This is a genomic window from uncultured Marinobacter sp., from assembly GCF_963974375.1.
In the GTDB taxonomy this organism is placed as follows: Bacteria; Pseudomonadota; Gammaproteobacteria; order Pseudomonadales; family Oleiphilaceae; genus Marinobacter.
Genome location: NZ_CAXBDN010000272.1, coordinates 1 through 5,720, shown reverse-complemented (window position 1 = coordinate 5,720; position 5,720 = coordinate 1). Strand labels below are relative to the sequence as shown.

At 58.6% G+C, this 5,720-nt stretch carries 6 protein-coding genes; 3 read left to right on the top strand and 3 right to left on the bottom strand.

The features are described 5' to 3' along the window. Together AAC035_RS17970 and AAC035_RS17965 are read right to left on the bottom strand one after the other, a co-directional pair. A partial coding sequence (locus AAC035_RS17970) for a phosphotransferase family protein (RefSeq protein ID WP_339806470.1) occupies positions 1–822 on the bottom strand: 822 nt, incomplete at its 3' end. Beyond that, positions 819–2,027 carry an acyl-CoA dehydrogenase gene (locus tag AAC035_RS17965; RefSeq protein ID WP_339806469.1) on the bottom strand — a complete coding sequence of 403 codons (1,209 nt, stop codon included), beginning with the start codon at positions 2,025–2,027 and terminating at the stop codon, positions 819–821. The genes AAC035_RS17970 and AAC035_RS17965, both read right to left, overlap by 4 nt. 184 nt (positions 2,028–2,211) lie before the next feature. On the opposite strand from AAC035_RS17965, the gene AAC035_RS17960 reads away from it, so the two are divergent. The 3 genes from AAC035_RS17960 (at position 2,212) to AAC035_RS17950 (ending at position 4,982) form a co-directional block, all read left to right on the top strand. After that, a complete protein-coding gene (locus AAC035_RS17960; protein ID WP_339806468.1) occupies positions 2,212–2,826 on the top strand; it encodes a TetR/AcrR family transcriptional regulator in 615 nt (204 codons plus the stop codon). Between the two features lie 66 nt (positions 2,827–2,892). Next, entirely contained in the window at positions 2,893–4,068 is a 1,176-nt protein-coding gene (locus tag AAC035_RS17955; protein WP_339806467.1) for a C4-dicarboxylate TRAP transporter substrate-binding protein, read from the top strand. Positions 4,069–4,187: 119 nt separating this feature from the next. Then, on the top strand, positions 4,188–4,982 hold the full coding sequence (locus AAC035_RS17950; RefSeq protein ID WP_339806466.1) for an SDR family oxidoreductase: 795 nt from the start codon (positions 4,188–4,190) through the stop codon (positions 4,980–4,982). 134 nt (positions 4,983–5,116) lie between these two features. On the opposite strand, the gene AAC035_RS17945 is transcribed toward AAC035_RS17950, so the two are convergent. Beyond that, positions 5,117–5,720, bottom strand: a 604-nt coding sequence (locus AAC035_RS17945) for a hypothetical protein (RefSeq protein WP_339806465.1), incomplete at its 5' end; no start/stop codon positions are given.

Here is a 5,720-nt window from a genome sequence, read left to right as displayed (position 1 = left end):
CGCCTCCAGATCGGCACCCGCCAGTCCGGCGACGATATCAGGCGGCATCCGGTACATCAGCGCGTGATAGGCAAAATCCGCCAGCGGATGACCCAGGGTCGACAGCTCCCAGTCCAGTACCGCCACCACACGGGGCTCGGTGGGATGGAAGATCATGTTGTCACAGCGATAATCGCCGTGGACCACACAGACTTCATCGCCGCCGGGAATGTTGTCCGGCAGCCAGGCCACCAGGGCATCCATGTTGGGGTCCCGGCCGGCGTCGGTGTCCTCCAGATACTGCTTCGACCAGCGCGCAATCTGGCGCTCGAAGTAATTGCCGGCGCGGCCGTAATCTTCCAGGCCGGCGGCAACCGGATCGATACTGTGAAGCTGTGCCAGGGTGGCGTTCATGGCGTCAAAATAGTCCGCCCGCTGGTCTACCCCCGGGAAGGTGGCGTCCCAGAAGATGCGGCCTTCAACCCGCCTCATGATATAGAACTCGGTACCTACGACCGACTCGTCGGTGCTGGCACCGACCACTTCCGGTACCGCCAGACCCTGTCCGAACAGAGCCTTCTGAACCATCGCCTCGCGGCCTACGTCATGGGCGCCTTTCAGGAGCTTGCCCGATGGCTTGCGCCGCAGAATATAGCTGCCGGACGGCGAATCAAGCCGGTACGTAGGAATGGACTGGCCACCCTGAATATGGATGACTTCCAGCGGCCCCTGGAAGTCCCGCACATTGGCTTTCATCCAGGCTTCCAGAACTGAAACCTCGAACGTGAGCGGAATACCGCTGGCGACTGCGCCAGCTTCGACGACCGGATCCTGCGTGCTCATGATTGCTCCCGCTCCCAGTTACGCTTGATTTTCTTGGCCAGGGACCACTTGTGAACCTCTGTCGGGCCATCGTAGACGCGGAATGCCCGCACTTCACGGAACACCTGCTCGACAATCGAGTCTTCAGTCAGGCCGTTGCCACCCATCACCTGCACACAACGGTCAGCGATACGCATCAGGGCTTCACTCACGCCTACCTTGGCCATGGAACTCTCGACGTTACCATTGCCACCCGCATCCAGCACGCTGGCGCACCAGTCAATCATCAGCTGGGCCTGGCGGATATCGATCATATTCTCCGCCAGCATGAAGCCTACGCCTTCATGGTCGATCAGCGGTTTGCCGAAGGCCTGCCGGCGGTTGACGTAATTGGTGGCAATTTCATTGGAACGGATGCAGGCACCAAGCCAGCGCATGCAGTGGGACAGACGAGCCGGGGCCAGACGCACCTGGGCGTAGCGGAAACCGTCGCCGGCGGCGCCCAGCATCTGCTGCTCGGGCACCCGCAGATTGCGGATGGTCAGGGTAGCGTGGCCACCGGGCATGGAGCTGTCGATGGTATTGGGAACTCGGTCAATAGTGATGGCCGGATCCGGCAGGTCAACCAGGAACATGCTGGCACCCTCCGGCGCCTTGGCCATGATGATGCCGACGCCGGCGCCCTGCGCACCGGTAATGAATGCCTTCCGGCCATTGATAACCCAGTGGTCGCCATCTTTATGGCATTCCGTCATCAACATGGAAGGGTCTGAGCCCGCGCCGCCTTCCTGAGCCGGCTCGGTCATGAAGAAAGCCGAACGCATCTTTCCTTCCACAATGGGTGTCAGGAATTTCTCCTTGATCAGCGGGCTGCCCATCTTGCCCAGCAGGAACATGTTGCCCTCATCCGGCGCCGCCGTGTTACAGGCCAACGGGCCCAGTGGCGACAGACCACTCTTGATCAGCACCATTGCGGTACCACGCTGACTGAGATGACCGCCATCCGGGAAGATATGGGGGGTCAGAACGCCCGCTTTCCGCGCCTTTTCACGCATCTCCATGGTGAGTTCATCGGTCGGGCAGCCGTGGTGATCCCGTCTCGGATCACGCTCATAAGGCACAATCTCTTCACGTACAAAACGCTCGACCCGTTCTGCGATCTCTGCTGCTCTTGCCTGATCGGGGAAAACGTTCTCACCGACCGGACCCATGTTGTCGTTGTTCATCTGTGGAGCTCCGTTGCTGCGTGCGGGGTCGCTGCCAAAACTGGACAGCCTGACTTTGCGTTCAGTTTGTGATCTGCTGTGCTTGCGATCTACTGTGTCGAATATTGTATACTGACGAGTATACTAAAAACACACTCAAAAGCTGTCAATAACAGCTAACCATCCGCACGGGTACAAACAGGCTATGACACAAACCTCTCCCTTTCGGAACCGGGAACAGAAGCAGCAGGAGCGCGAGGCCAAACGTCAGGCGGTTCTGCGTGCGGCTGTGCGGATATTCAATGAGCGCGGCTTCCACGGTACCTCACTGGACGACGTTGCGCACAGCCTCGGGGTTTCCAAACCGACCATCTATCACTACCTCGGCAACAAGGAACAGGTGCTGCTGCACTGTGTTACCCGGGGTCTGGATCAACTGATGGAAGCAGCCGGGGAGGCCCGCCTGGAGTCCGGTCTTGGCATCGACAGATTGCGGATGTTCCTGCGGCGGTATGCCGAGATCAACATGGATGACTTTGGCCGTTGTGTCATCCTGACTGCAGAGGAATCCCTGTCAGCAGAGGGTCGTCAGGAGTTTCGTTTACTGAAACGCCGCGTCAACGATGCCCTGCAGGATATGATAGAGAAAGCCATTGCCGACGGCTCGATGATCGCCTGTAATCCACGCTTGCTGTCATATACAGTGGCCGGCGCCCTGAACTCGCCGGCCCGCTGGTTCTCGACTGATGGACCCAGCACCGCCACGCAGATAGCCAGCGAGATGGTGGACCTGCTGACCTTCGGATTTGCGCCGCGCTGAGCAAAAGGGGAACCAGATCCGCTTCCCGGCTTCCACGAAACAACCATCATCCGGGAACGCGCCGGCATGGAGATCATTGTGAACAAGCGCAGCCTGAATCTGTTGACCGGTGCCCTGATGGCATCTGCCATGGCCCTCGCACCAGCGAGTTACGCCCAGAAGTCCCTGAATTACGCCCATGCCTATCCGTCCGGCTCGATACCGGATATTGCGGCCCACACCTACGCCGAGCACGTCAGGGAATTCTCCAACGGTGAACTGGCAATGCGGGTGTTCGCCGGCTCCCTGCTCAGTAGTGCTGAAATGTCGGATGGTATCCGCGATGGGCTGGCAGACAATGGCAGGGTCCTGACCGCCTACTTCCCCTCGCTTTACCCTCACAGCAACATGATTAACGAAAGCTCGATGTTGCTGCACCTGCTGGACCAGGCTGAACTGGCCAACGGGCGTGATGCACTGGCGTTCGAGGGTGCCATGTCCGAATTCGTGTTTTTTGAATGTCCGGAGTGCAACCAGGAGTATGCCGACCAGAATCAGGTCTACACCGGCAACTCGGCCAGTTCCCGCTACATCCTGTTGTGCAGCCGCGAAGTTACCGAGTTGGCCCATATGAACGGATTACGATTCCGGGTTGGCGGAGCCCACTGGGCACGCTGGGTTCAATCCTTTGGCGGCACCTCGGTATCCCTCACGGTCGGTGAGCTGCCCGAGGCGATGGATCAGGGCGTCATTGACTGTACCGCCTCTTCCGCACCGGAACTGGTCAACATGGGCATGATCGACACCGTCACCGACATCACCCTGGATGTCCCCGGGGGACTGTATGCCGGCGCCAGCGGGGCCAGCACCAACCAGCAAGTCTGGCGCTCCCTGACTTCCGAACAGCGCCGGGCATTGCTTAAAGCAGGTGCCTATTACTCGGCAGATGTGCCCTACCAGTCGGTGGTTCGTGAACAGGACACCCTCGACCAGGCCCGGGCCGCCGGCATTCGTGTCCACTCGGCATCACCGGAGATGCTGAACGCAACCCGGGAATTCGTGAAAAAAGATCTTGTGCACAACATCGACTTCTACGCTTCGCGGTACAAGGTCAGCCGGGGCGAGGAAATGATGGGTGATTTCCGGGCGCTGCTGGAGAAGTGGATCGTGCTGGTTCAGGATATAAACAGCAGCGAAGAGCTGGGACAGCTTTACTGGGATGAGATCTACTCAAAAGTTGATGTAAACAGCCACGGCTTGTAGCACACCCAGTCCGGGCACTGACTTCTAAATCCAACCACCAAAGGTCAGAATGGGGCGTGCCGCTGCGCCCTACACAAGACGCAGCAAACTCCTACAACCACAACGACCGGAGTACACGTATGTTTGAAAATCTGTTTTCCCTTGAAGGCCGTACGGCCCTCGTGACAGGCGGTTCCCGCGGTATCGGCAAGATGATCGCCGCCGGCTTCATTGCCCAGGGTGCCAAAGTGTATATTTCGTCCCGCAAGGCGGATCAGTGCGATGCGGCGGCGGAGGAACTGTCTCAGGGCAATGGCCGCTGTATTTCACTACCCCAGGACCTGTCCACCGTGGCAGGTTGCCAGGAACTGACTGAAAAGCTCAAAGCCCTGGAGCCCCATCTGGACATTCTGGTGAACAATGCCGGTGCGGCCTGGAGTGCGGATTTTGACGAGTTTCCCGAGCATGGCTGGGACAAGGTGATGGACCTGAATCTGAAATCACCCTTCTTCCTGACCCAGGCCCTGCATGGCCTGCTAAAAGCTGGTGCCTCTGACGCCCGGCCGGCCAAGGTGATCAATATTGCATCCATTGACGGCATCAGCCTTAACCCTCTGGAAACCTATTCCTACCACGCCTCCAAGTCTGCCCTGATCTACCTGACCCGCCGCCTCGCAGCGCGCCTGGTACAGGATCGCATTGTGGTGACAGGCATTGCGCCGGGGCCCTTCCCTTCCGAGATGAACCGGGCTGCACGGGATCAGGCAGACGCGGTCGCCAACAGAACACCTCTTGGACGAGTAGGTAATGATGAGGATATGGCGGGTGCCGCTATTTATCTGGCATCCCGGGCAGGCGATTACGTTGTGGGTGATACCATTGCGGTTGATGGCGGCCATGCCTATGCAAAACTGTCATCAGGCGGGCCGTCCTGACTGGCTCGGAAAACAAACCGACTATCTCATCATGGTCTTGCGGGTTTACTCTCCATCCCACGTAACCGCACAGAAGGAGGGTGATCAGCGACAGCCACCCCGGGCTGAGAGGCCCGGGGTGGCTGATCACAAGGTTACATACCGTAGCTATTCACATCGATTTTCGAGAAGATCTCGTCCCAGTAAAGCGCAACCAACTGTTCCCGGGTGTGGACATCGCTGACCCGATCCATCCATTCGGCCAGCACTTCGGTAAACGCCGCAGACATTTCTTCGGCATTCTCAATGCCGTAGCGCTCGGCGTAGCGCTGTGGGATGGTTGCAAGATCGGCTTTCTGGAAGGCTCGGGTTTCAGCCTGGAACGAGGCCTCCGGCTCATGCATGGTGATCTCATTCGACCGTTCGGCCAACTGACGCAGGGCTTCTTCGTGCTCCTCGTGGTATTGCATGGCCAGTTCTGCATTGATCACTGCAGCCCCGTACAACACGGACTTGCGCTCCTCCTCTGACAGGCTGCGCCAGGCGTCAGTGTTAATATTGGTGCCAACACCACCGAATGTACTGCCCGGGACGCCCATGGTGATATCGCTGACAATATCGATGAACTTGAAGTTGATCAGGTCCGGCAGATTATGAGCGGTACAATCCACCACACCCTGGTTCAACGCCTCGTAGGTTTCGTTTACCGGAATGGACACCGGTGACCCGCCAAATTCCGTTACCCACCGTGACCACTGG

Coding starts and splice junctions, on each gene's coding strand:
- AAC035_RS17965 (WP_339806469.1), bottom strand. CDS start 2,027: ATGAACAACGACAACATGGGTCCGGTCGGTGAGAACGTTTTCCCCGAT.
- AAC035_RS17960 (WP_339806468.1), top strand. CDS start 2,212: ATGACACAAACCTCTCCCTTTCGGAACCGGGAACAGAAGCAGCAGGAG.
- AAC035_RS17955 (WP_339806467.1), top strand. CDS start 2,893: ATGGAGATCATTGTGAACAAGCGCAGCCTGAATCTGTTGACCGGTGCC.
- AAC035_RS17950 (WP_339806466.1), top strand. CDS start 4,188: ATGTTTGAAAATCTGTTTTCCCTTGAAGGCCGTACGGCCCTCGTGACA.